This window comes from Halopseudomonas formosensis (genome assembly GCF_900115905.1).
In the GTDB taxonomy this organism is placed as follows: Bacteria; Pseudomonadota; Gammaproteobacteria; order Pseudomonadales; family Pseudomonadaceae; genus Halopseudomonas; species Halopseudomonas formosensis.
Genome location: NZ_FOYD01000004.1, coordinates 199,454 through 220,004, shown reverse-complemented (window position 1 = coordinate 220,004; position 20,551 = coordinate 199,454). Strand labels below are relative to the sequence as shown.

Genomic DNA, 20,551 nt, shown 5'->3' with positions numbered 1-20,551 from the left:
CGGATCAGGTGTTTCAGATCTGTAACAAGGATAAAAGACAGAAAACACTCAACCGTGCGCGAACCCTGGCGTTGAGCGCAATGGAGCCCAGCCAGGGGGCTGTATCAGATGTGAGAATCCGGCAGAAGACTCCGATTTCAGCCGGGTTCAGGGCAGATGAAGTGTTTCAGAAATGAGAAGGCCGGTCCCGCACAATGGAGGGACCGGCCTCGAGGAGGGACCTGAGGGTGGAGCAATCAGTACCGCTGCAGGTGTCCCGCAGACAGGTTCAGCCGCACTTGCTGTCACCGCAGGCCAGGCAGGTCAGGCAGCCATCCATCTGTACCGCCGCCTTGGTATGGCACTTGCCGCACAGCTGGGCGCCGGCGGGATATTCCTGGGTGCTGTCGTCACACTCTGCATCGGCCTGGCCCTGGGCAGCACGACCGGTGAACTCGGCGCGCTTCTGCTCCAGGTAGGCGCGCTGGTGTTCGTCGATCTCGTCCTTGATCAGCCCGATATGCTTGAGGTGCTGTTCCAGCACATCACCGATCTCGGCTACCAGCGACGGGCTCCAGCGGCCACCGCGCTTCATGTAGCCGCCCTTGGGATCGAACACGCTGCGCAGCTCCTCGACCAGGAAGGTACAGTCGCCGCCCTTGCGGAACACCGCCGAGATGATCAGCGTCAGCGCCGAGATCCACTGGTAGTGCTCCATGTTCTTCGAATTGATGAAGATCTCGAAGGGGCGACGCTCTTCGTGCTCGCTGCCCCGGTTGAGGATCACATCATTGATGGTGACGTAGATCGCGTGTTCGGAGGTAGGTGTCTTGATCTTGTAGGTGCAGCCTTCCAGATGCTCGGGACGCTTGAGCTTCTCGTGCATTTCCACGTAATCGGTCTTGGCCGGCGCTGCCGGGGCTGCCTTCTCCTCCGGTTTGACCACAGAGTATTCAACGATCTTCTTGCTTATCTTTATCGACATGCTGCTTTCCTCGCTCCGCCCGATGGCGGAGCCATTCAATGGATTCCGGTGCCTCAGAACTTGCCGTAGTAGCCTTCCTTGAGAGCGTCATAGAGGTTGGCCGCGGAGTGCATCTCCCCGTCGTACTCGACCTCCTCGTTACCCCGGGCCTCGATCACGCTGCCGTCTTCGAGCTTGAAGCGGTAGGTGGTATTGGCCAGATCCTGTTCCTTGACCAGTACGCCCTGGAAGGCTTCAGGGTTGAAACGGAAGGTGGTGCAGCCTTTCAGTCCCTTGTGGTAGGCGTACAGATAGATGTCCTTGAAGTCCTCATAGGGATAATCCGTCGGCACGTTGGCGGTCTTGGAAATCGAGGAGTCGATCCACTTCTGCGCGGCGGCCTGAACATCCACGTGCTGCTTCGGCGTGACCTCGTCCGCGGAAATGAAGTAGTCCGGCAGATTGCGGCCCTCGCCCTGGGTCTGGGGCAGCGCCTCGGGATCGATGAACTCCCGATAGGCCAGCAGTTCGAAGCTGAACACGTCGACCTTTTCCTTGGACTTCTTGCCTTCGCGGATCACGTTGCGGAAATAGTGATGGGCGAAGCTCGGCTCGATGCCGTTGGAGGCATTGTTGGCCAGGGACAGGGAAATGGTCCCGGTCGGCGCAATCGAGCTGTGGTGAGTGAAGCGTGCGCCCTTCTCGGCCAGGGCCGCTACCAGCTCCGGATCTTCCTCGGCCACCTGCTGCATGTAACGGCTGTACTTGGCCCAGAGCACCTTGCCCTTGACCTTCTGGCCGACCTTGAAGCCATCCTTCTTCATCTCCGGACGCTTGGCCAGCATGGCGCCGGTCACGGTGAATTCCTCATCCATCAGCGGCGCCGGGCCTTTCTCCTCGGCCAGCTGCAGGCCGGTACGCCAGCCCTGGAGCGCCATCTCCTTCGACACCCGCTCGGTGAACTCCAGCGACTGCTCATCGCCGTAGCGCATGCGCAGCATGGTCATGGTAGAGCCCAGGCCGAGGAAGCCCATGCCGTGACGACGCTTGCGGAAGATCTCGTTGCGTTGCTGTTCCAGCGGCAGGCCGTTGATCTCCACCACGTTGTCCAGCATGCGGGTGAAGATGTCCACCACCTTGCGGTACTCGTCCCAGTCGAAGCGCGCCTTCTCGGTGAAGGGATCACGCACGAACAGGGTCAGGTTGATCGAACCCAGCAGGCAGGCGCCATAGGGCGGCAGGGGCTGCTCGCCGCAGGGGTTGGTGGCACGGATCTCTTCGCAGAACCAGTTGTTGTTCATCTCATTCACGCGGTCGATCAGGATGAACCCCGGCTCGGCGAAATCGTAGGTCGAGGACATGATCATGTCCCAGATCCGACGTGCCTTCATGGTGCGGAAGATCCGGCAGGCAACCAGCCCGTCCTCGCGGGTCACGTAACGCTCGTTGTTCGGCCACTCACGCCAGATGACCTGGGCCGGGTCGTTGATATCGACCTTGTCCACCTCGGCTTCTGCTTCGCTCAGCGGGAAGGCCAGCTTCCACTCGCCGTCGGCCTCGACCGCCTTCATGAACTCCTCGGTAATCAGCAGAGACAGGTTGAACTGGCGCAGGCGACCACCTTCGCGCTTGGCGCGGATGAAGTCGACCACATCGGGGTGACCCACATCGAAGGTAGCCATCTGCGCACCGCGACGGCCACCGGCGGAGGACACGGTGAAGCACATCTTGTCGTAAATATCCATGAACGACAGCGGGCCGGAGGTATAGGCGCCGGCGCCGGACACGTAGGCACCGCGCGGGCGCAGGGTGGAGAACTCGTAACCGATGCCGCAGCCGGCTTTCAGGGTCAGGCCCGCCTCGTGCAGCTTGGCCAGGATGTCATCCATGGAGTCGCCGATGGTGGCGGAGACGGTGCAGTTGATGGTCGAGGTCGCCGGCTTGTGTTCCTGGGCACCGGCATTGGAGGTGATGCGTCCGGCCGGGATGGCGCCATGGCGCAGGGCCCAGAGGAACTTCTCGTACCAGGTCTCACGCAGTTCGGGGGCTTCGACTTCGGCCAGGGCGCGGGCTACCCGCTGGTAGCTGGCATCGACGGTCTGATCGATGGCCACACCATCCTTGGTCTTGAGTCGATATTTGGTATCCCAGATATCTTCCGAGGCAGGCTGCATGGGAATACTGCTGACCACATCGCGCAGACGCTGCACCTTGGCTGCTTGACTCATCATCTTCTCCTGAAATGATTGTGTTCAGCGCAGAAAAGGCGCCCGCATGGCGCCCGCACCGAATCACTACCTGTTGTGCATGGAGAAGAATCCTAGACCCACATATAGTTAATGACAACCGGAAAATTTGATCTCGCAGTCTTGACTTGCGGGGAAGCCGCAGAAGATCAGGCTTCGGCGACTTCGCCGTCAATCGGAAAGAAGTTGCCGTCGCTCCAGACACCCAGACGCGCCTGACCGTCCACCTGATGTTCGGTAGCCAGCTCGACCAGCTCATAGAACACGTTGCGGTGGATCAGCGCCCGCAGATTGTCCCGCAGCAGTACGTAGGGCGAGGGCTCGCCGGACTCCGGATCAACCGACACGGAAATGGGGTGGGCAGCGTCGGCAACCACCTCGTGTTCCAGGCTGGTGAAAAAACGCAGGCGCTGCTGCTCACCCGCGCCTTCGACCTCCAGACGCACCGCGACAAAGGGTACGTCATCCACACGGATGCCCCACTTCTCCACCGGCGTGACCAGATAGTAGCGGCCATCCTCCTCCAGGCGCAGGATGCCGGAAAACAGCTGGGCCAGCGCCAGCCGGGTGACCGGCCCACCCTCGTAATACCAGGTGCCGTCGCGGGCGATATGCATATCCAGTTCCCCGCTGAAGGCAGGGTGCCACAGGTGTACGGGAGCCGGCTCCCGGGCGGCGCTCAGCACCGACTCCGGCAGGTGCTTCAAGAGGGACTGGGCTGGTGGTTGGCGATTATCCATGGGGGCTCCTTTTTCGGCCTATGTCAGCGACTGCCCAACAGTTGACGGGTATAGGCCTGCATGGGTTCCCGCAGCAGATCTTCGGGCCGGGAGCGACTGAAATCCAGAAAACCGGTACGGCTCTCGATGGTGGTGAAATCCACCAGGCGCTCGGTGGATGCTTCCATCAGCAGCATCTGCAGGATCACATGATCCCTGCCCACATGCCCCTCCTCCGGTGCAGGCGCCGCAGTGTCGCCCTCCCCGCTTGCCCTGGCACTGGCAAAACGGGTGTACAGCAGATAGTCCATGCCCTTCTGCCTGGCTTTGCCCAGGGCCTCGTCCAACCCAAGCGGCTGTTCGGCCCGGCGCACCTGGGGAAATACCTGCACGGCGGCGGCGAAGGCTTCCTCGGCAAGGATGTTGGGCCTGGCCCCGGTATGGCCTACCGGAACGAAGTGGCTCTGGGCGATATACAGCCGCGAGTCGGCCTGCAGCCGCCAGTTGCCGCCACGCTGGATACGGTAATTGTCCAGCAGACCGGCATCGCCGAGATAATAGCGCCCCTCCTCCACCATCTGCGAGGGCATGCAGCCCCCCAGCAACAGGCCGGCCAGGCCGATCATCACCACCCGTAGTGCTCTCATCCTTTTCATAAGCCCCGCATCCATTCCGCGCGCAGTCCGGCGCGGTCGGGTTGTTCAATGGCAGTGCGAACCTGCGCCAGCATGCGCTCCTTGTCCCGTCCCAGCACGCCCTTGAGCACCAGGTAGTTGGACGCATGGTCGCTGCGGAAAACCGTATCCTCGAGCGCCAGCTCGGACAGGAACCTTTCCATCTCGACGAACAGTTCCTGCTGATCCAGCGGCTGGAAATCGGGGAACTGTTCGCGGTAGCGGTCCAGTCCCCGGGGAAAGCTGACCACCAGGGTGGACAGGTAATCGGGCTGGGTAAGGTTCATCAGGCGCGCGGAATTGATGGCATGCTGTTCGCTCAGGGAGCGTCCACCCAAGCCGTTGAGAATCATCACCGAGGTTTTCAGCCCCGCCTCCCTGGCCTTGAGCAGGGCCTCGGCGGTGGACTCGAAGGTTTCTCCCTTGTTGACCCGCTGCAGCACCTCATCGTCGCCCGACTCGGCTCCGACATACAGCATTTTCAGACCGGCCTCGCGCAACTGCCGCAGTTCGTCCACCGATTTGCGTCGCAGATTGCGCGGCAGGCAATAGGAAGTCACCCGGTGAACCTCCGGCATGTGCTCACGGATCGCCTGCAGGATGCGCAGCAGCCTGTGGGTCGGCAGCACCATGGCGTCACCATCAGCGAGAAAGACCCGCTGCACGATCAGGCGCTCACCACACTGGCGAATTTCCTCGAGCACCCTTTCTTCATCCCGGGCACGGAATTTCTTCTGCGGCGCGGTATACATGTCGCAGAAGGTGCACTTGTTCCAGGAACAGCCGTTGGTCACCGGCAGGATCAGCGAATGGGCCTCGCTCGGGGGGCGAAAAACCGGCTCTATATAGTCGATGGGAAACTGGATTCGAGCAGTCATGCCTCACTCCGGAATCTGAACAGCGCACAGTTTACAGCATTGTTCCGAGCCGTTCCCCTGTCCCCGTCGATCACCCGTATGGGTTTAGCGCAGCCGAGTGCAATTCTTTTAATGTCATCGATAGCAGCACATTGCTACTGAAGATTGCATAACAACAGGGATAACAACCATGCATTATCAGAACAGAACCGGCGCCGCACGTTTTCTCGCTACTTCGCTGGCTACCGCCGTGCTGGCGGTCAGTCTTGGCGGATGTCTGTCCAGCGGTGGCGGCGGCGGTGGCGGTGGCAGCACCACACCTGCGCCCAATCCGCTGCAGGTCAGCACCCAGCAGGGTGATTACATCGGTATCGAAGAAGCCGGCATGCGCGTGTACCGCGGCATTCGCTATGGCGTCGCCGAACGCTTTGCCAGCCCCGAGTTCCCGCCGGCCCATGAGGAGGCGGTACAGCTCAGCGAGGCCTTCGGCAGCGCCTGCCCGCAGAACGCCAGCCCCTTCGGTGAAGCCAGTGTGGATGAAGACTGCCTGTTCCTGAACGTCTACAGTCCCGAAGAACCCGGCGACTATCCGGTAATGGTCTGGATCCATGGTGGCGCCTTCATCTACGGTTCCGGTGGTGCGAGCTACGATCCCCGGCATCTGGTGGAACGCGGCGTGGTCGTGGTCACGCTGAACTACCGCCTCGGCGCCCTCGGCTTCCTGCCCCACGCTGCCCTGGGCAACGCCAACTTCGGCCTGCAGGACCAGCAACTGGCACTGCGCTGGGTGCAGGAAAACATCGCCGCGTTTGATGGCGACCCGGACAACGTCACCATCTTCGGTGAATCCGCCGGCGGTCACAGCGTCATGAGCCAGATCGCCTCCCCCGCGGCCGAGGGGCTGTTTCACAAGGCTATTATTCAAAGCGGTGCGTACAACGGAACCCAGCTGCCTCTGGCTGCGGGTCAATATGCTTTCGCCAGAGAAACTCTGGCCCAGCTCGGCTGCACCACTGCGGACGATCTGCTGAGCTGCTTGCGTAGCCAGACCGTGGAGGACATTCTGGCCGCGCAAGCCGGAAACTATCTGCCCGTGACCGGGACCCCGACCCTGCCCGTCTCCATCATTGAGGCGCTTGCTACCGGCGAGTTCAATAAAGTCCCGGTTATGTCCGGAAGCAACCTGGAAGAGGGTTCGCTATTTACCCTGCTTGCGCTCGCCGATGAGGACGACGCCCTCCGTGTCGTATTAGCTCCCGGTGTAAGCGACACAATCAAAGATGCCAGCTATGCAAGTTCGGTTGCCACCTTACTGGAAGAAAACCCGGCGCTCGATACCCAGCAGATCGCCAGTGACTATCTCGCCAGGTTCGCAACATTGCCTGCGCCGGACAAATACATCGCTGCCCACGCTGCGATCGGTACTGACTGGCGCTTCAACTGCCCCAACAGCACTCAGTGGGAACTGTTGAAGGATCAAGTGCCTACCTGGGGTTACTGGTTCACCGAGCGCAACGCACCGGCATTGCCTGGCTTAGCGGCGCCCTTCCCGCTGGGCGCCACCCACACGGCTGAAATTCAGTTTGTGCTGAGTTCCAACGAGACTTTGACGGAGCGCGGGGCTACCGAGGACCATCTTGCTCTCGCTGAGCATATGGCCTCGTACTGGACCAACTTCGCGCGCTATGGGGACGACCCAGCTATCGGCCCGAACGGCACCGATGGCAGCGGTAGCCTACCGGCATGGGATCCTGTGTCCGACGCCGGCTTTGTTAACAATCTTGTCGCGCCGACCCCCACGGCCTCATCCAAGGCTGCTTTCGACATAGCTCACCAGTGTGGCTACTGGAACGCGCCACCGGTACTGCCTGAAGAAGATGTATTACCTCAGTGAGTCCTGACAGCGGCGCTGACTAACGTCGGCGCCGCGCCTCTTACTCTCCCCGCCCGGGCAATATCGCCAGGAAGTTATCCCGGGCCACCTTGCGGGCCACACTTTCATCCAGTGCATTCAGAAACACATCGAAAGCCTGTATGTGCTTGCCCAGATTATCGAAGCGACCTACCACATCCGAGCCGATCATGAAGCGATCCGGATATCGCTCCACCAGCTTCACCCAGCCAGGCTCCGGCTTTCCGTCCTTGTCCAGCATATAGGGTTCCAGCACGGTCCAGGACAGGTCGATATACAGATTGGGGTATAGGCCGAGCATCCGCTCCAGCTCTTCGAAGAGAAAGTCCAGCTTCTGCTGATGCCGGTGTATTTCCTTGCTGGTGCCCGCGTGCGCCCAGATGAACCGCACCGAGGGGTGATCACGCAATGCCACTTCAAATTCGGGAAGATAGAGGGGGTTGCGCTCGCGCTTGGACGTTATGTTGCTATGGATCATGACCGGCAGATCATGTTCGGCGGCCAGGTGATAGATACGTATCAGCGCCTCGCTGTTGGCCCGGGGTGTTTCGCTCTGGGTGAGGGCCGTCAGGTCGTCATGGCGGGTGAAAATTTCACCTATCCCTTTCCACATGCCCGGATAGGTTTCCAGGAGTCGACGTACATGTTCATCCGAATTCTTGTCGTTGGGATTGAAACCGGTCAGAAACGGATGAAAACGCTGAGGTTGCTCCGCATCCAGCTCTTGCAGGGCATGGGCAACAATATGATCGGTGGCGCTATACCAATAGGCACCAGCATCGTCACCGGCATAGTAGCGAGGCCGGCGGGGCTCGTCCTCATGCCATTTCTTGGCTACCGGAATGCCGCTGATCATCACGTGGCGGATGTTATGGGCATCCATCTGCTCGAGCAGCTTGTCCATGCCCTCGCTTTCCTGGAAGAAGTCCACGTAATGCAGGTGGGCGTCGGTATAGACATACTCCCGGGCCTCGGCAACCAGGCCGAACAGCCCGGTGAGCAGGTACACAAAACCACGGTGAAGGCGGGGCAAGGCGGGTAACTCCTGAATGGCGGGTTACCCGATAGACCGAAGCGCTGGGGCCAAGTTCATCCGGCTCAGGCCGGATCGTCCTCCTTGCGACGCTTGAGACGATTGCCCATGCGCACACCGATATCGGTCAGGAAGCGCATGTAGCCCTCCTTGTCCTCGATGACCTCCTGCCAGAATGGCGAGTGGTACATGGACATGGCACCGTGCACCAGGGCCCAGGCCGCGCAGTAATGGAAATAGGCCGGCACGTCTTCCAGCTTGCCCTCATCGATGCGCTGCTGGATGACGCCGGTCAGATGATTGAAGTTGGAAGCCCGGATACGGTGCAGCTCCTCGATCAGCTCCGGCATCTGGTTGGCCTTGACCACCTTCTCCTCCAGCCGGTCGAACAGCCGGTAACGGTCCGGATCGCTCATGCGAAAGGCGAAGTACTCGCGGGACAGGGCTTCGCGGTCCTTCTTGATGGTTTCCGAATGCAGCAGTGCCGCCAGATCCCGCTCGTAATCGAGCATCAGGCGAAGATAGATTTCTGCCTTGGATTTGAAATGCTTGTAGATGGTGCCCTTGCCGATGCCGACTTCATCGGCAATCATCTCTACCGTGACGCTGTCTTCTCCCTGTTCGAGGAACAGCCGCAGGGCGGCGGTGAGGATTTCCTGCTCCCGGCGACGAAACTCCCGGACCTTGCGCGACTCTTTCTGCATGAGCTTTCCTGCATGTGCGTGACGATAGTGCGCATTATGCCAATTTCATGACCATTTGCCCACTTCTGGTGTTTATGTGACCAGAAATTCACTCCCGCTCTCGCACGCCAGCCGTCGCGCTCGTACTGCGCTATGATTCACAGCAGAGTATTCAAAGGACCCCGCCATGCTTCATGACTGCCAGTGGAATGATGAATTCCCCCAGGATCCCGCGATCTGCTATCTCAACCACGCGGCGGTGGCGCCCTGGCCCAAACGGGCCGCCGAGGCGGTGAAGGCCTTCGCCTGCGAGAACCTGCACCAGGGCGCCCGGGACTATCCCCGCTGGGTCCAGCTGGAACACCGCTTGCGGGGTCAACTGCAGACGCTGCTCAACGCACCCGGCAAGGGCGATATTGCTCTGGTCAAGAACACCTCCGAGGCCCTGTCCTTTGTCGCCATGGGACTGGATTGGACCGAGGGTGACGAGGTGCTGATCAGTGACGAGGAATTCCCTTCCAATCGCATCCCCTGGGAGGCGCTGGCACCCCGGGGCGTTCGGCTCAGGCAGGTCAGCCTCAACGGAGCCGATCCGGAGGGCGCCCTGATCGAGGCCATGGGCCCGGCCACGCGCCTGCTCAGTATCAGCTCGGTCCAGTACGCCAGTGGTCTGCGCATGGATCTGGCGCGCCTGGGCCGGGCCTGCCGCGAGCGGGGCATCCTGTTCTGCGTGGATGCCATCCAGTCACTTGGCGCGATCGAGCTGGACGTGCAGGCAATCCACTGTGACTTCGCCATGGCCGACGGGCACAAGTGGTTGCTGGGGCCCGAGGGCCTGGGAGTGTTCTATTGCCGACGGGAGGTGCGGGACCGTCTGCATCTGACCCAGTTCGGCTGGCACATGGTCGAAGCACTGGGCGACTATGACAGAGCCGACTGGATGCCGGCGAGCACCGCCCGACGTTTCGAGCCCGGCAGCCCGAACACCCTGGCCCAGCACGCGCTGTCGGCCAGCCTGGAATTGCTGCTGGAGGTAGGATTGGGGCGGATACAGGAAGCACTGCAACAGCGCACCGCCTATCTCATCCAGTCGATAGGCGCCCTGCCCGGCGCGCGCTTGCTCAGCCCCGCCACACCGGAGCGACGTGCGGGCATAGTGACCTTCAGCTTTGCCGGCATCGACAGTCAGTGGCTGTATCAGCGCCTGATGCAGGCCGGGGTGGTATGCGCGGCCCGCGGGGGCGGGGTGCGCTGGTCACCTCATTTCTACACCTCGCAAGAGGTACTGGACAGGGCGCTGGGGATACTTCGCGACCTGTTGCAGGAGGCGCGAGGGAGCTGACCAGTCACGATAAGCTCAGTGACCTTATTCCAAATCCGTTTAAAAATTGACGTCGGCAGACTGGCATTGTACGAAAAACCGTCAATACTTGTCACATCAGACCCCGATATCCCCCAAGCACCGGGGTCTGGCTGAACGGCTCCGTCCGTTCTGCATCACTCCTAATGGTCTTGACCCGAATTCTTCCCCCGGAATTCGGGTTTTTTTATGTAGCCAGGAAAGATCGGACTCATTCAGTCGCCGCCTGCCCCTTGAGCGCTGACAGATAAGGCGCCAGACGCCGGCCCATTTCCTCGCCCAACGCCTGCAGGCCGCTCATGGGCCGGACCATGACTTCGAAGTCGACGATCCTGCCCTGGTCGTTGAAGCGAATCAGATCAATGCCCTTCAGCTTGCGCCCTCCCACCTCGGCGCTGAATTCCAGCATGACATTGAGACCCTCGACATCGGCCAGCTGCCGATGGTAGGTGAAGCCCTCGAATACCTGAATCACCGTACTCAGAATGGTGCTGACCACCTGTACTCCCGGGTAGGGTGTGTGGGCCATCGGCGAGCGGAAGACCACCTGCTCGTCGAGCATTGACGGCAGCTCGCTGAAGTCACGTCGCTCTACCATCCCATGCCAGCGCTGCAGCGCGGCGGCTACCGCGGGCGTCAGTGTCAGATCACTCATGTTGCTTTCTCCTGTTGAAAAGCCTGTTCGGGCTGTGGTCGCAGCAAGGCGGCAACCCTGTCGGCCCATAATGTGTAGATTTCAGCGCCGGGATGGAAGCCGTCGGCTGCCATCAGCGGCCCGGCCAGGGGTAACGGACCAACCAGTTCGCAGTCCGGACGACGCCCCACCAGCTCCATGAGCCCCTGATTGAAGCGCCGTGCCCGCAGGCCCAGATACCAGCGCAGGGGTTGCGGCAAGGCGGGGAAAAGATGCATGGGGGGAACGGGAAAGACTATCAGTCGGCGCACGCCGAACCTGTTGCGGACCAGCTCCAGCAGTTGCTCGAATGCCTCGAGCCAGGCGCCGGCAGAGCGGCTGGCGGTAACATCGTTGACGCCGACCAACAGCAGCGCGGCGTCGAATTGCCGTGGGGGCTCGGCCTGCAGCAGCTCGGTCAGCTCGACGGTATCCACGCCCGAACGGGCAATCAGTTGCCAGTGCAGGTGGTAGTGGCTGGCAAGTCGCTCGGCGAGCTGACCGGCCAGAGCCTGGCTCTGCTCTGTTACCCCTACGCCGGCGGCGGATGAATCTCCGGCAAGCAGCAGTCTCAGCGGTGGCCCGCTGCCCTGCTCGCCATGTCGGTCCCCGCCGGCCTCCGGTAACCGCGGCGTTACCCGTCGGGTATGCCAGCCCTGCAGCAGAAGCAGCGGCCCCAGAATCAGCTTGAGCAAAAGATCCGCCATCACGGATACCCTAACCTGCGGGCGCACATGCCCGTCCCTGAGATGTGCCGCAATATCCCATGCAGTTCTCCTTGTTATCGGCCTGTCTGTCCGGCCAGCTGGCAGGCTCGTTGCAGGCTATAAAGGGGGTGGGTCAGTGTCAAGACTGCCCGCCGCCCCCGGGCCTCAGCGCGAGATATCGAATCATCTGATATAAACATCCCTGATTTTGCGCTTTTAACCCAGCCCCATCTGATTGATCATGGCCCTCATCAGCGAATGCCAACCTGACGGAGGTAGTCATGATCGATCTGCGACCCCATGCTCGGTTGGGAGGTGCCCGGCACGGCTGGCTGGACACCCGGCATCATTTTTCCTTCGCCCAATACCATGACCCGACGCGCATGCACTGGGGCCGCCTGCGGGTGTGGAATGACGACATCATTGCCCCGCAGTCCGGCTTTCCCCCGCACCCGCACCAGGACATGGAAATCATCACCTACGTGCGCAGCGGCGCCATCACCCACCAGGACAGCCTCGGCAATCACGGCCGCACCCTGGCCGGAGACGTGCAGGTGATGAGCGCCGGGACCGGCATCCTCCACAGTGAATACAACCTGGAGGACGAGCCGACCCGCATCTTCCAGATCTGGATCATGCCCGACCAGAGGGGCCTGCCTCCGTCCTGGGGCACCAGAGCCTTCCCCCGGGAGGACCGTGCCGGCGCCTTCATCACCCTGGCCAGCGGACTTGAGAATGATCCGGCAGAGGTGCTGCCGATCCGGGCGGATGCTCGCCTGGCCGCCGCTACCCTCATGCAGGGCCAGATTGCCGACTATCATCTGGCGCCGGGGCGCAAGGCCTACATGGTGCCGGCCACAGGCGCCATTGAGGTCAACGGCGTGCTGGCCGAGGCCGGTGATGGCCTGGCCATCCGTGACGAAACACTGCTGCAGGTCAGGGCCCACCGCGATGCCGAGGTGATTCTGGTGGATGTGGCATGAAAACCGATCTGCGGGGTCCAACTCCGCAGTGGCAGGTGTTCCGGCCCCATGGGCCGGCACCTGTTCGCATCAGACAGACAAGGGGGTATTGCCATGGGATTGCTGATCAAGGGCAAATGGGTCGACCAGTGGTACGACACCGAATCCAGCAAGGGTGAGTTCATCCGCAGCCAGTCCCAGTTCCGCAACTGGGTGACCACCGATGGCCGGGCCGGACCAACCGGGGAGGATGGCTTCCGGGCCGAGCCCGGGCGCTATCATCTGTATGTATCGCTGGCCTGCCCCTGGGCCCACCGCACCCTGATCTTCCGGGTACTCAAGGGGCTGGAGAAGATGATCTCGGTGTCGGTGGTCAACCCGCTGATGGCCGAGCACGGCTGGACCTTCAAACCCGATGACGGGGTGGTGCCCGACCCCATCCACCAGGCCGAGTACCTGCATCAGATCTATACCGCGGACACGCCCGACTACAGCGGCCGGGTGACGGTTCCGGTGCTCTGGGATCGGCAGCGCCAGCGGATCGTCAGCAATGAATCGGCCGATATCATCCGCATGTTCAACAGCGCCTTCGATGACCTCGGTGCCCGGCCGGGTGACTACTATCCACAGAGCCTGCATGGGGAGATCGACGCGCTCAATGAGCGCATCTATGACAGGGTCAACAATGGGGTCTACCGCGCGGGATTTGCTACCAGCCAGCAGGCCTATGAGCAGGCCTTCGAGGCTCTGTTCGAGACCCTGGACGAGCTGGAGCAGCGTCTGGCAACCCGGCGGTATCTGCTGGGCGACACCCTGACCGAGGCGGACTGGCGTCTGTTCACTACCCTGATCCGCTTCGATGCAGTCTACCATGGGCACTTCAAGTGCAACCTGCAGCGCATCGAGGATTACCCCAACCTCTCGGGGTATCTGCGGGAGCTCTACCAGTGGCCGGGCGTGGCCGGCACTCTCAACCTGCAGCACATCAAGCAGCACTATTACCGCAGCCACACCACCATCAACCCCACCGGCATAGTACCGGCCGGGCCGCGGCTGGAGCTGGACAGACCCCACGGGCGCGACCGGCTCTGAAACTGGCAGCGCCCTGAGTGCTGCTGCCTCTCCTCAATCCTTCAAGCGGGCCGCCAGTCTGGCGACGGTTTCCCCCTGATGCCGGTCCGGAAACCCTGCCGGCGCCTTCGGCGACCGCCTTGGCCATGGTTTCAATATGGCCGTACATCGAATGGTAGAGCACCAGAACTCGGGTCATGCCTGCTTCCTCCGGGGTGGGTGTGATGCATGCACTTCATGATAGAACATGCATCACGTCCCGGGGTGAACCCCGGGTCGCCCTGGCCTTCTCAGGCGAAGATCAGGAAGCGCTCCGTGTCATCCATGAAGCTCTTCTCGCCAAATCCGGCTTCGTTGGAGCCGAACGGCATCTGCGCACGCAGCTTCCAGGAGGCGGGAATGTTCCAGGTGCTGGCGACTGCTTCATCCACCACCGGGTTGTAGTGTTGCAGACTGGCACCGATGCCGGCGTCGGCAAAGGCTACCCATACGGCGAACTGGGCAATGCCCGAGCTCTGCTCCGACCAGATCGGGAAGTTGTCGGCATAGCTGGGGAACTGTTCCTGAAGCCCCTTGACCACGTTCTGGTCCTCGAAGAACAGCACGGTACCCACGCCCGCGGCAAAGCTGGCCAGTTTGGCCTCGGTGGTGCCGAAGGCCTCGGCCGGTACCAGCGGGCGCAGGGCCTCGCGGGTCAGCTCCCAGAACTTCTCGCTCTGCTCACCCAGCAGCACTACCGCCCGGGAGCTCTGGGAGTTGAAGGAAGAAGGTGCCTGGCGCACCGCTTCCTTAACCAGATCGATGATCTGCTCCGGGGTGGCCTGCAGATTGCGGCCCAGGGCATATTGGGTGCGACGCTGACGGAAAAGCTCGATTGCCTTGTTGGACATGCTCAGTCTCCTCGTTTACCAATGTGTATGAATGTCTGATGTATTGCCTTCAATTCGCCAGGTGCCCGAAGTGCCCGGCGCGAAAGTCCTGTATTGCCTGAAGGATCTCTTCTTCGCTGTTCATGACGAAGGGTCCCCGCCCTGCCAATGGCTCATCGATGGGTTCACCGGCCAGCCACAGCAGCGAAACGTCGCTCTGCGCGTCAAGCTGCACTCCGCTTCCCTCGCGGTCCAGGTGCACCAGCTGGCCATCGCTGACCGCAGTGCCATTGACCAGCAGCCGGCCCTGCAGCACTACCAGTGCCAGGGTAAAGCCCTCCCGGGTGGGCAGCTCCACAGCGGCGCCCTGCGCCAGACGCAGATCCAGCACGTCCATCGGCGTAAAGGTCCGGGCCGCGCCCTGAGCACCGCCGAATTCACCGGCAATGACCCGGAGCTGTCCTGCAGCCTCCGGCAGATCCACCACCGGGATACGGGATGACGCAATACTCTGGTAGCCCGGCGCCGCCATCTTGTTCCGGCGGGGCAGATTGACCCACAGCTGCACCATTTCCATGGTCCCGCCCTGCAGGCTGAATGCGGGGGAATGGAACTCCTCATGCAATATTCCCGCTCCGGCGGTCATCCACTGCACGTCACCGGGACCGATCACGCCACCGGCACCGGTGGAATCGCGATGGGCCACCTCGCCCTGATAGACAATGGTGACCGTCTCGAACCCGCGATGCGGGTGTACACCCACGCCACGCGGCTGTTCGCTCGGCTCGAAATGAGTGGGCGGCGCGTGGTCCAGCAGCAGGAAGGGACTCAGGTGCCGGCCAAGCCCCTGGTAATCGAACAGTGAACGCATGGGGAAGCCGTCACCCACCCAGTGGGGGCGCGGTGCGCTGTAGATACCCAGAATACGTTTCATATCTCCTCCCGTGATCGGCCGCCGTGGGCGCAAGTCATGGAAAAGATGCTATTACAGGACCAACCAGCCCGGTAGACCATGATATTCTGCTTCAGCGTCCCATGAATGGAACGATAAGCATGCGTGATCTCAATGATCTCTACTACTTTGTCCAGATCGTCGACCACGGCGGCCTGGCCCCGGCCGGGCGAGCGCTGGGCATTCCCAAATCCAGACTGAGTCGACGCCTGGCCCTGCTCGAGGAACGCCTGAATACGCGGCTGGTCCAACGCTCTACCCGGCAATTCATCGTTACCGAGGCCGGCCGCACCTACTACGGTCACTGCAAGGCGATGCTGGCCGAGGCCGATGCAGCGGATGAGGCCATTGCCCTGCGTCAGGCCGAGCCGCGGGGCGTGGTGCGCCTCAGTTGTCCCACGGCAATGCTGGAATCCCGGGTCGGCGACATGCTCAGCGCCTTCCTCACCCGCCACCCGCTGGTGGAGCTGCATGTGGATGCCACCAACCGGAGGGTCGACGTGCTGGGCGAAGGCATGGACCTGGCCATTCGGGTACGCCCGCCACCGCTGGAAGACAGTGATCTGGTGCTGCGGATACTCTCCGATCGGGGCCAGTGCCTGGTGGCCAGCCCCGCCCTGCTCCATGGCTGCCGTCAGCGTCCCTCATCGCCAGCGGATCTGGCGCAGATGCCGAGCATGGTGCTGGGCACACCCCAGGGCGAGCATGCCTGGCACCTGATCGGGCCCAATGCCGCCCAGGCCACAGTGCACCACTACCCGCGGCTGATCACCCGTAGCATGTCGACCCTGCGCAGCGCCGCCATCGCCGGTGTCGGCGTGGTGCAGCTGCCACGCATGATGGTGCGCGAGCAGATCGAACGGGGTGAACTGGTGTCGGTACTGCCAGAGTGGGAACCGCGCCGGGAGATAATCCACGCGGTCTATCCGTCACGCCGAGGACAGCTGCCCTCGGTACGCAGTCTGCTGGATTTTCTGACCGCCGAATTCCAGGCGCTGGATGAGGACTGAGCCGCGACCGCAGCCTCAGGCCGCTGCGGTCAGCGGGAACAGGCGGTGGAAGTTGGCCGTGGTGTTCTCCCACAGCTGCTGCAGCGACTCGCCGCGGATCTCGGCCAGCGCGGCGGCCACCTCGCAGACGAACTGGGGTTCGTTGGACTTGCCCCGGTGCGGCACCGGGGCCAGATAGGGAGAGTCGGTTTCCACCAGCAACCGATCCGCGGGAATACGCCGGGCGACGTCCCGCAGGGCGTCGGCGTTGCGGAAGGTGACTATGCCGGACAGGGAAATGTAATAGCCCATGTCCAGCGCGGCCCGGGCCATGTCCCAGTCCTCGGTAAAGCAGTGCAGCACGCCGGTATTGGGCAGATCCGCCTCCCGCAGCAGCGCCAGGGTATCGGCCCGGGCCTCGCGGGTATGAATGATCACCGGCTTGCCGGTCTGGCGGGCGGCCTCGAGATGATAGCGGAACGATTCCTGCTGCAGCGGCGCGCTCTCGGGCTCGTAGTGGTAGTCGAGCCCGGTTTCACCGATGGCCACCACCCGCGGGTGATTGAGTTCGGTCAACAGCCAGTCAAGCCCGGCCGGATCATTGCGCGACAGATCCAGCGGATGGATTCCCACGCTGCACCAGACGTCGCCGTACTGCTCGGCCAGCCCCTTTACCACAGGGGCGTTGGCGGCATCCACACCGATGCAGAGAAACTTGCCCACGCCCCTGGCACGGGCGGCGTCGAGCGCCTTGTCCAGCGAGCCCTCATGGGCAGTGAGATCGAGTCGGTCAAGATGGCAGTGGGAATCTATCAGCATCATTCACATGGTATGGGTCGGTCGGTCGGATTTCAGCGCTCCGGCCAGGTAGGTTTCGATCTTGCTGCGGGCGGTATTGTCCTGATCGCTGAACTGCACACCGATACCCGCGGCGCGGTTACCCTGGGCACCCCGGGGCGTCACCCAGACGACCTTGCCGGCCACCGGGATCTTCTCCGGCTCATCCATCAGGTTCAGGAGCATGAAGACCTCATCCCCCGGACGGTAGTTCTTGTTGGTCGGAATGAACATGCCCCCGTGCTTGATGAAGGGCATATAGGCGGCATAAAGCACCGATTTGTCCTTGATGGTCAGAGAGAGAATGCCGTTACGGGGGCCTTGTGGTGCTGTACTCATGGCTTGATCCTTGTAACTGTCTATAGACCCGGAGGGTCAGATTAGCGCTTTTCCATCAGCTGTTTCCAGCGCAGCAGCAGAGTTTCCAGCAGCAGCACCCGGTTCAGGTTGGCCTTGCCCAGCACCATGCTGCGATGCTCCAGCAGCCAGCCCTGCCACTCCATCAGGGTCGTGGTGGCCACGCGCTGCGCCATATAGGGTAACACCTTGTCCATATCGCTGTTGACCGGCGTTTCCAGTGCGCCGGTCTTCAGGCGCAGCAGATCCAGTGTCCAGTCACAGAACCAGTCCATCAGCAGTTCGAGGGGCACCGCACTCCATGCGTCAGCCAACTGGGGAGCGGACTTCTCGCTCTTGAGCAGCGCCTTGACGCCTTCGACCACCCGGGCGCGCAGCTCCGTCGCACCCAGTTCCTGCAGCTGCACTGCCCGCAGCGGTGCGCCGGCTGCCATCAGCAGAAGGGCGGCATGCTCCTCGGTACTCAGCTGCGGCAGACGCTGTGCCAGCCAGTCGAGGGCCTGCGCCGGCGCCGGCGCTGTCAGGGTCAGGACCTGACAGCGGCTGCGGATGGTCGGCAGCAGGCGGCTGGGCTGATCGGAGACCAGCAGCAGATAGGTCTCGGCGGTAGGCTCCTCGAGGGATTTGAGCAGGGCATTGGCGGCATTCAGATTCATCGCCTCGGCCGGATGCAGTATCACTACCTTGCGCCCACCCTGTTGCGCTGTCTGTGCCATGAAGTCGGCCAGTTGCCGTACCGCATCGACACGAATGGCCTTGCCTTCCTCCTCCGGCTCCACCAGCAAACGGTCCGGGTGGGTGCCGGCACGCAGCAGCTGGCAGCTGCGGCACTGACCGCAGACCGCTCCGCCCGCAGGTTGCTGACACAGCAGCCAGTCAGCGAAGGCCTCGGCGAACTGACGCTTGCCCACCCCCGGGCTGCCGGCGAACAGAAAGGCGTGAGGCTGACGCGCCCGGGTGGTCAGAGCCTGCCAGACAGGCTCATGCCAGGGACAGGGCGCAGCCCGGGGCTCATCCACGGACACGCTCGAACACCTCGTCTATGGCCGGCTGCATGGCTGCGCGCACCTGGTCCAGATCGCCGCTGGCATCTATCACCCGGTAACGCGCGGGGTCGGCGGCGGCGCGCTCGAGATAGGTCTCCCGCACCCGCTCGAAGAACGCCTGATGCTCCAGTTCGAAACGATCCAGCGCACTGCGCGCCCGGGCGCGGGCCATGCCCAGCTCCACCGGCACGTCGAATACCAGCACCAGATCCGGACGCAGGTCGCCCTGCACCCAGGTCTCCAGACTGGCAATGCGCTGCGGGTCGATACCCCGGCCTCCCCCCTGATAGGCGTAGGTGGCGTCGGTGAAGCGATCACTGATCACCACCCTGCCCTCGGCCAGAGCCGGCCGGATGAGGCGGTTCAGATGCTGGGCTCGGGCGGCAAACATCAGAAGCAGCTCCGCATCCGCGTCCATGGCTTCCTCATGCTGGCTCAGCAGCACCTCGCGGATCCGTTCGGCTACCGGGGTTCCCCCGGGCTCCCGGGTGATCAGTGGCGGACAGCCGCCCTCGGCCAGCGCCTGGGCGAAAATACCGAGATTGGTGGACTTGCCCGCCCCCTCGGGGCCTTCGAAGGTGATGAACAACCCGCTCATGGTGTTTCTCCACTGGCACTGCTTTCCGCCGGTGGCGGACTGGAGCGATAGTTGGTCGCCCGATTGAGGATCTGGTAGTGACGCACGGCGCGGTTATGCTGCTGCAGCGTCTCCGAAAACACGTGTGAACCGTCGCCCCGGGCAACGAAATACAGGCTGCGGCCCGGCTTGGGATTGACCGCGGCCAGCAGGGAGTCGCGGCCGGGCATGGCAATCGGGGTTGGCGGCAGGCCGTCGATGGTATAGGTGTTGTAGGGTGTCGGCCGGCGCAGATCATTGCGGCGGATCTTGCCCTGCCAGTTCTCGCCCATGCCATAGATCACCGTCGGGTCGGTCTGCAACCGCATGCCGATTCGCAGACGCCGGGTGAAGACCCCGGCGATTTCGCCACGCTCATGGGGTACGCCCGTCTCCTTCTCGATGATCGAAGCCAGGATCAGGGCCTCGTAGGGGGTGCTGATCGGCAGATCCTCGGCGCGCTGTTCCCAGACTTCGGCCAACACCTGCTGCATGCGCTGGTGGGCCCGGCGCAGGATATCCCTGTCGCTCATGCCCAGGGTGTAAAGGTAGGTATCGGGAAAGAACAGCCCCTCGGGATGGGGCTCGGACAGCTCAAGCTCCGCCGCCACCTGCTCGTTGCTCCAGTCCCGTGGCAGGGTTTGCTGCAGGCGCTCGGCCCGGGCCAGTGCATCACGGAACTGGCTGAAGTTCCAGCCTTCCACCAGGGTGATGCTGCGCTGGGCTACCTCTCCACGCTGCAGCGCGCCCAGCAGGCCGCGAACCTGCATACCGGGCTCCAGACGGTACTCACCAACCTGCAGTATGGTGTCGGGCATGCGCCACTGCCAGTAGCGTCGGACCCAGGCGGCCCGCTCGATCACCCCGCGATTCTCCAGTCCGGCAAATACCGAGGCCGGAGTACTGCCGGGCGGCACCTCCAGGGTATCTGCCACCGTGATGCGCAGCGGCTGGTTCAGGGTATTCTGCAGAGTGAAGTAGCCCCACCCCGCAGCAGCGAGCAGCAAGACCACTGATAAAACAACAAGATAAAACGTAATCTTTA

21 protein-coding genes and 1 pseudogene are annotated in these 20,551 nt (G+C 62.4%); 5 read left to right on the top strand and 17 right to left on the bottom strand.

All coding sequences use genetic code 11. The features are described 5' to 3' along the window. Window positions 1–268: 268 nt before the first annotated feature. The 5 genes from BM046_RS08285 to BM046_RS08265 all read right to left on the bottom strand — a co-directional run bounded on the left by BM046_RS08285 (window position 269) and on the right by BM046_RS08265 (window position 5,460). A complete protein-coding gene (locus BM046_RS08285; RefSeq protein ID WP_090538695.1) occupies window positions 269–964 on the bottom strand; it encodes a TSCPD domain-containing protein in 696 nt (231 codons plus the stop codon). A gap of 53 nt (window positions 965–1,017) precedes the next feature. Next, window positions 1,018–3,171 (bottom strand): adenosylcobalamin-dependent ribonucleoside-diphosphate reductase, encoded by a 2,154-nt coding sequence (locus BM046_RS08280; protein WP_090538622.1) that lies wholly within the window; start codon window positions 3,169–3,171, stop codon window positions 1,018–1,020. A 167-nt stretch (window positions 3,172–3,338) separates the two neighbouring features. Then, window positions 3,339–3,929 carry a DUF1285 domain-containing protein gene (locus BM046_RS08275; protein ID WP_090538621.1) on the bottom strand — a complete coding sequence of 197 codons (591 nt, stop codon included), beginning with the start codon at window positions 3,927–3,929 and terminating at the stop codon, window positions 3,339–3,341. Between the two features lie 23 nt (window positions 3,930–3,952). Then, window positions 3,953–4,555, bottom strand: coding sequence for a DUF4823 domain-containing protein (locus BM046_RS08270; RefSeq protein WP_090538620.1), 603 nt, complete (start codon window positions 4,553–4,555; stop codon window positions 3,953–3,955). A 5-nt stretch (window positions 4,556–4,560) separates the two neighbouring features. Then, window positions 4,561–5,460: a radical SAM protein gene (locus tag BM046_RS08265; protein WP_090538619.1), complete on the bottom strand. Its 900-nt coding sequence runs from the start codon at window positions 5,458–5,460 to the stop codon at window positions 4,561–4,563. 169 nt (window positions 5,461–5,629) lie between these two features. On the opposite strand from BM046_RS08265, the gene BM046_RS08260 reads away from it, so the two are divergent. After that, complete coding sequence (locus tag BM046_RS08260) at window positions 5,630–7,333, top strand: carboxylesterase/lipase family protein (protein WP_090538618.1); 1,704 nt, start codon at window positions 5,630–5,632, stop codon at window positions 7,331–7,333. A 40-nt stretch (window positions 7,334–7,373) separates the two neighbouring features. On the opposite strand, the gene BM046_RS08255 is transcribed toward BM046_RS08260, so the two are convergent. Together BM046_RS08255 and BM046_RS08250 are read right to left on the bottom strand one after the other, a co-directional pair. Continuing rightward, window positions 7,374–8,384, bottom strand: coding sequence for an amidohydrolase family protein (locus BM046_RS08255; protein WP_090538617.1), 1,011 nt, complete (start codon window positions 8,382–8,384; stop codon window positions 7,374–7,376). A 65-nt stretch (window positions 8,385–8,449) separates the two neighbouring features. Continuing rightward, window positions 8,450–9,088, bottom strand: a complete 639-nt coding sequence (locus BM046_RS08250) for a TetR/AcrR family transcriptional regulator (RefSeq protein WP_090538616.1) — start codon at window positions 9,086–9,088, stop codon at window positions 8,450–8,452. A gap of 166 nt (window positions 9,089–9,254) precedes the next feature. Between BM046_RS08250 and BM046_RS08245 the strand changes: the two genes are divergently transcribed. Further along, window positions 9,255–10,409 (top strand): aminotransferase class V-fold PLP-dependent enzyme, encoded by a 1,155-nt coding sequence (locus BM046_RS08245; RefSeq protein WP_090538615.1) that lies wholly within the window; start codon window positions 9,255–9,257, stop codon window positions 10,407–10,409. Between the two features lie 229 nt (window positions 10,410–10,638). On the opposite strand, the gene BM046_RS08240 is transcribed toward BM046_RS08245, so the two are convergent. Both BM046_RS08240 and BM046_RS08235 read right to left on the bottom strand, forming a co-directional pair. Further along, on the bottom strand, window positions 10,639–11,082 hold the full coding sequence (locus tag BM046_RS08240; protein ID WP_090538614.1) for a nuclear transport factor 2 family protein: 444 nt from the start codon (window positions 11,080–11,082) through the stop codon (window positions 10,639–10,641). Continuing rightward, on the bottom strand, window positions 11,079–11,807 hold the full coding sequence (locus BM046_RS08235) for an SGNH/GDSL hydrolase family protein (RefSeq protein ID WP_090538613.1): 729 nt from the start codon (window positions 11,805–11,807) through the stop codon (window positions 11,079–11,081). The genes BM046_RS08240 and BM046_RS08235 overlap by 4 nt, the downstream gene beginning before the upstream one ends. Window positions 11,808–12,088: 281 nt before the next feature. Here BM046_RS08235 and BM046_RS08230 point away from each other — a divergent pair, with 281 nt between their 5' ends. Both BM046_RS08230 and BM046_RS08225 read left to right on the top strand, forming a co-directional pair. Continuing rightward, window positions 12,089–12,790, top strand: a complete 702-nt coding sequence (locus BM046_RS08230; RefSeq protein WP_090538612.1) for a pirin family protein — start codon at window positions 12,089–12,091, stop codon at window positions 12,788–12,790. 93 nt (window positions 12,791–12,883) lie between these two features. Continuing rightward, a complete protein-coding gene (locus BM046_RS08225) occupies window positions 12,884–13,861 on the top strand; it encodes a glutathione S-transferase family protein (protein ID WP_090538611.1) in 978 nt (325 codons plus the stop codon). An 85-nt stretch (window positions 13,862–13,946) separates the two neighbouring features. Here BM046_RS08225 and BM046_RS16310 read toward each other — a convergent pair. The 3 genes and pseudogenes from BM046_RS16310 to BM046_RS08210 form a co-directional block, all read right to left on the bottom strand. After that, window positions 13,947–14,039, bottom strand: a pseudogene (locus tag BM046_RS16310) (flavodoxin domain-containing protein); the annotation flags it as partial. Window positions 14,040–14,130: 91 nt separating this feature from the next. After that, on the bottom strand, window positions 14,131–14,730 hold the full coding sequence (locus BM046_RS08215) for a nitroreductase family protein (protein ID WP_090538609.1): 600 nt from the start codon (window positions 14,728–14,730) through the stop codon (window positions 14,131–14,133). Between the two features lie 49 nt (window positions 14,731–14,779). After that, window positions 14,780–15,643, bottom strand: coding sequence for a pirin family protein (locus BM046_RS08210; RefSeq protein WP_090538608.1), 864 nt, complete (start codon window positions 15,641–15,643; stop codon window positions 14,780–14,782). Window positions 15,644–15,762: 119 nt separating this feature from the next. Here BM046_RS08210 and BM046_RS08205 point away from each other — a divergent pair, with 119 nt between their 5' ends. Further along, window positions 15,763–16,671 carry a LysR family transcriptional regulator gene (locus BM046_RS08205; protein ID WP_090538607.1) on the top strand — a complete coding sequence of 303 codons (909 nt, stop codon included), beginning with the start codon at window positions 15,763–15,765 and terminating at the stop codon, window positions 16,669–16,671. A 15-nt stretch (window positions 16,672–16,686) separates the two neighbouring features. Here BM046_RS08205 and BM046_RS08200 read toward each other — a convergent pair whose 3' ends face one another. From BM046_RS08200 to mltG, 5 genes are read right to left on the bottom strand one after another with little or no spacing between them, the layout of a single operon-like run. Then, window positions 16,687–17,469 carry a TatD family hydrolase gene (locus tag BM046_RS08200; protein WP_090538694.1) on the bottom strand — a complete coding sequence of 261 codons (783 nt, stop codon included), beginning with the start codon at window positions 17,467–17,469 and terminating at the stop codon, window positions 16,687–16,689. A gap of 3 nt (window positions 17,470–17,472) precedes the next feature. Further along, a complete protein-coding gene (locus BM046_RS08195) occupies window positions 17,473–17,826 on the bottom strand; it encodes a PilZ domain-containing protein (RefSeq protein ID WP_090538606.1) in 354 nt (117 codons plus the stop codon). A gap of 41 nt (window positions 17,827–17,867) precedes the next feature. Further along, window positions 17,868–18,869 carry a DNA polymerase III subunit delta' gene (locus BM046_RS08190; protein ID WP_235818601.1) on the bottom strand — a complete coding sequence of 334 codons (1,002 nt, stop codon included), beginning with the start codon at window positions 18,867–18,869 and terminating at the stop codon, window positions 17,868–17,870. Further along, entirely contained in the window at window positions 18,856–19,488 is a 633-nt protein-coding gene (gene tmk / locus BM046_RS08185) for a dTMP kinase (RefSeq protein WP_090538605.1), read from the bottom strand. The genes BM046_RS08190 and tmk overlap by 14 nt, the downstream gene beginning before the upstream one ends. Continuing rightward, complete coding sequence (gene mltG, locus BM046_RS08180; RefSeq protein ID WP_268875173.1) at window positions 19,485–20,546, bottom strand: endolytic transglycosylase MltG; 1,062 nt, start codon at window positions 20,544–20,546, stop codon at window positions 19,485–19,487. Before mltG ends, tmk begins: the two co-directional genes overlap by 4 nt. Window positions 20,547–20,551 lie beyond the last annotated feature (5 nt).

Excerpts from the sequence above, each read along its gene's own strand:
- BM046_RS08235 (WP_090538613.1), bottom strand. The coding sequence starts at position 11,807 with ATGGCGGATCTTTTGCTCAAGCTGATTCTGGGGCCGCTGCTTCTGCTG.
- BM046_RS08215 (WP_090538609.1), bottom strand. The coding sequence starts at position 14,730 with ATGTCCAACAAGGCAATCGAGCTTTTCCGTCAGCGTCGCACCCAATAT.
- BM046_RS08275 (WP_090538621.1), bottom strand. The coding sequence starts at position 3,929 with ATGGATAATCGCCAACCACCAGCCCAGTCCCTCTTGAAGCACCTGCCG.
- BM046_RS08240 (WP_090538614.1), bottom strand. The coding sequence starts at position 11,082 with ATGAGTGATCTGACACTGACGCCCGCGGTAGCCGCCGCGCTGCAGCGC.
- BM046_RS08205 (WP_090538607.1), top strand. The coding sequence starts at position 15,763 with ATGCGTGATCTCAATGATCTCTACTACTTTGTCCAGATCGTCGACCAC.
- BM046_RS08200 (WP_090538694.1), bottom strand. The coding sequence starts at position 17,469 with ATGCTGATAGATTCCCACTGCCATCTTGACCGACTCGATCTCACTGCC.
- tmk (WP_090538605.1), bottom strand. The coding sequence starts at position 19,488 with ATGAGCGGGTTGTTCATCACCTTCGAAGGCCCCGAGGGGGCGGGCAAG.
- BM046_RS08270 (WP_090538620.1), bottom strand. The coding sequence starts at position 4,555 with ATGAGAGCACTACGGGTGGTGATGATCGGCCTGGCCGGCCTGTTGCTG.
- BM046_RS08195 (WP_090538606.1), bottom strand. The coding sequence starts at position 17,826 with ATGAGTACAGCACCACAAGGCCCCCGTAACGGCATTCTCTCTCTGACC.
- BM046_RS08210 (WP_090538608.1), bottom strand. The coding sequence starts at position 15,643 with ATGAAACGTATTCTGGGTATCTACAGCGCACCGCGCCCCCACTGGGTG.
- BM046_RS08285 (WP_090538695.1), bottom strand. The coding sequence starts at position 964 with ATGTCGATAAAGATAAGCAAGAAGATCGTTGAATACTCTGTGGTCAAA.
- BM046_RS08250 (WP_090538616.1), bottom strand. The coding sequence starts at position 9,088 with ATGCAGAAAGAGTCGCGCAAGGTCCGGGAGTTTCGTCGCCGGGAGCAG.
- BM046_RS08260 (WP_090538618.1), top strand. The coding sequence starts at position 5,630 with ATGCATTATCAGAACAGAACCGGCGCCGCACGTTTTCTCGCTACTTCG.
- BM046_RS08245 (WP_090538615.1), top strand. The coding sequence starts at position 9,255 with ATGCTTCATGACTGCCAGTGGAATGATGAATTCCCCCAGGATCCCGCG.
- BM046_RS08225 (WP_090538611.1), top strand. The coding sequence starts at position 12,884 with ATGGGATTGCTGATCAAGGGCAAATGGGTCGACCAGTGGTACGACACC.
- BM046_RS08265 (WP_090538619.1), bottom strand. The coding sequence starts at position 5,460 with ATGACTGCTCGAATCCAGTTTCCCATCGACTATATAGAGCCGGTTTTT.
- BM046_RS08280 (WP_090538622.1), bottom strand. The coding sequence starts at position 3,171 with ATGAGTCAAGCAGCCAAGGTGCAGCGTCTGCGCGATGTGGTCAGCAGT.
- BM046_RS08230 (WP_090538612.1), top strand. The coding sequence starts at position 12,089 with ATGATCGATCTGCGACCCCATGCTCGGTTGGGAGGTGCCCGGCACGGC.